This is a genomic window from Bradyrhizobium sp. (assembly GCF_049691595.1).
Taxonomy (GTDB): domain Bacteria; phylum Pseudomonadota; class Alphaproteobacteria; order Rhizobiales; family Xanthobacteraceae; genus Bradyrhizobium.
This window is the reverse complement of sequence record NZ_JBAVNZ010000370.1, coordinates 1-1,746: the sequence shown is the minus strand read 5'-3', so window position 1 is coordinate 1,746 and position 1,746 is coordinate 1. Positions and strand designations below refer to the sequence as shown.

Here is a 1,746-nt window from a genome sequence, read left to right as displayed (position 1 = left end):
GATCGTGCCCGATCGGCGGTATCGCCTCTTCGGCCAGCAGTTCGTCGCAGAACAGGCGGGCCTCTTCGCGCGCTGATTCCGTGGCAAAGCGACGCAGCAGGATCAGGAGCGGCTCGGCGGCAGACGGATCGGTCGCGCAATGGGTCAGCACGCGCTCGACCATGCGGCGGCGCAACCGTGCCGCGCCGCCGGCGGTGTCGACATAACCGGTTTCATGGCAGGCCTCGAGCGCGACGCGGAACGCCGCGAACGTCGATTCCGGCAGGCCGGCGCGGATCAGGAGCGCCTGCAGGCTGGCGCGGCCGCGATCATGCAGCAGCGCGGAGACACGGGCCTGCGGAAGATCGGACAATTCGGCCAGCGCGGAATCGAACAGTTCGAGATTGCCGCACAACAGCGCGCGCAGGATCAGTCCGGCGGTGAGTTGGCCGGTGGCGCGCAGGTGCCGCACCAGGCCGCGCATGTCCTCGCCACAGGAACGTGCCGCGATATTCACGGTCGAACGCTCGCGGGCTTCGCTTGCGATCCGCCCTGCCCGGTCGGCGCTCAGCCAGTTTCGCGCGACCACGAATTGCGCCAGCGTATCCGAGAGTTTGGCGACCAGCGCCAGGCGCGTCGCGGCCGGCAGGCCTTCCAGCACCAGCATCGATTCCCGGATCGCGGCGAGATGGCCGTGACGCTCGACGATGCGATCCCAGGAAAACGGCGCCAGTTCCGCATAGGCGTTTTCGATCAATTCGAGCGCCGCCGCCGGCGAACCGACTTCGGCGATCGCGGCGCTGACGGACGGCGGCAGATGGACGCGGCGCGCGATCGCGCATTGCATGTCGTTGTTGCCGGTCGCGACGATATCGACGAGATCGGCGTCAATCAAAAGCGGGGAATATTCGAGAACCGGAAGCGCGACCGATGGCTGATCGAGCGAGAGCGCCTGCACGATGGCCGCAGGCGCCTCCGCGCTGCGCGCAAACACCTCGGCCATGGCCTGGCGCACCAGCGGCGAGGAATCGTCGAGCAGCATCAGGAGCGCGCCTTCGGCGGCGGCGCGATCGTCCTCGGAAAGATCCGAGATCAACCAGGCCCGCGCCAGCGACCGCGTCGCCTCGGCGCGCTCGCCCGCCGAAGCGGTGCGGATCCAACTGATGAACTGCCGAACGATCATGGTCCTGCCGGCCTACGCCATCCGAAACGACACCGTGACGCGATTGCCACGACAACGAAAAATAAACCATCAGGCTTAACAAAGGGTTCACCATAACTGACTGGTTTTGTTGACGTTTTGTTAAGGGAGCGGAGCCGCCCCGAAGTGCCGTTGCCCGGATGCAGCGCAGCGCGCCAGCGGCGCACGGCTGATCCGGGGTCGATCTGTCGCCCTAACCTGTGTCCCGGCTCTGCGGCGCAGCGTTTGAGGCTGCACCGCGTCCGGGGACACGAGACCACGGCTAGCCGCTGAAGGTGCCGTCGCGGTCGCTGAAGAGATCGAGCCGGCCTGGCGCGCGGACCTCCGGCATGTGTCCCGACAGGGATGGCGGCACTGAAGCCACCGGGGTCGGCGACGAAGACCTGCCCCATAATTCCTGCACCGCCGGCGAAATCGGCTGGGTTCGATCGCCGGCCTGGAACAGCGAGCGAAACCTCGGCTCGGCCTGCGGCAGCGACGCCGTCTTGAGATCCGTCGGCGACATCGCAGCTGCCGGCGTCACGGCGCGTGAATCCGGAAAGCTCGAGAGATAGGCGGCGTTGTCG

The 1,746-nt window shown here is 67.2% G+C and carries 1 protein-coding gene and 1 pseudogene; both read right to left on the bottom strand.

All coding sequences use genetic code 11. The features are described 5' to 3' along the window. Window positions 1–1,162 (bottom strand): DUF2336 domain-containing protein (locus WCE35_RS16290; RefSeq protein ID WP_424594366.1); only part of this gene is annotated, 1,162 nt, incomplete at its 3' end. A 280-nt stretch (window positions 1,163–1,442) separates the two neighbouring features. Then, window positions 1,443–1,746: pseudogene (locus tag WCE35_RS16285) on the bottom strand (lytic transglycosylase domain-containing protein); the annotation flags it as partial.